Source organism: Achromobacter sp. Marseille-Q0513 (genome assembly GCF_018195695.1).
In the GTDB taxonomy this organism is placed as follows: Bacteria; Pseudomonadota; Gammaproteobacteria; order Burkholderiales; family Burkholderiaceae_B; genus Achromobacter.
This window is the reverse complement of the sequence record NZ_JAGTJY010000528.1, coordinates 1-444: the sequence shown is the minus strand read 5'-3', so window position 1 is coordinate 444 and position 444 is coordinate 1. Positions and strand designations below refer to the sequence as shown.

Sequence of the window (444 nt, the reverse complement as noted above, 5' to 3'; positions counted from 1 at the left end):
GGGCCGGCGGGCCGCCCACCGGCGCTCCCGGGCAGGCGTCGACCGGCCGTGCCGGCGCCCCGGCCGGCGGCCCGGGCCGGGCCGCGTCATGCACCAGCACCCAGGTATCGTCGGCCGCGCCGCTGTCGGCCAGCGCGCCGATCGGCGCGCGTGGCGCCGCCGCAGGCGCGCCATACGGTGCGCGGCAGCCCCGTGAGCGCGTCGTCGACCCAGCCGTCGCCGGGCGCCCCCGCCACGCGCACCGTGGCGAGGCGCGCGTCGGCGAGCAGGGCGCTGCCCGCCAGCCGCAGCATGGGCTGGCCGCCCAGCGGACGGTATTGCTTGGGCACGGCGTCCTGCCCGGGCCGGCTGGCGCGGGCGCCGACGCCCGCGGCGGGCACGATGGCGATGATTGAGTCAGACATGGTGCGAAGATTTTATAATCTTCCGCCTGATGTCCGCTTC

1 pseudogene is annotated in these 444 nt (G+C 78.2%); it reads right to left on the bottom strand.

Annotated features, from left to right (window positions below):
* Positions 1-404: pseudogene (locus tag KDH83_RS31615) on the bottom strand (2-C-methyl-D-erythritol 4-phosphate cytidylyltransferase); the annotation flags it as partial.
* Positions 405-444: the final 40 nt, after the last annotated feature.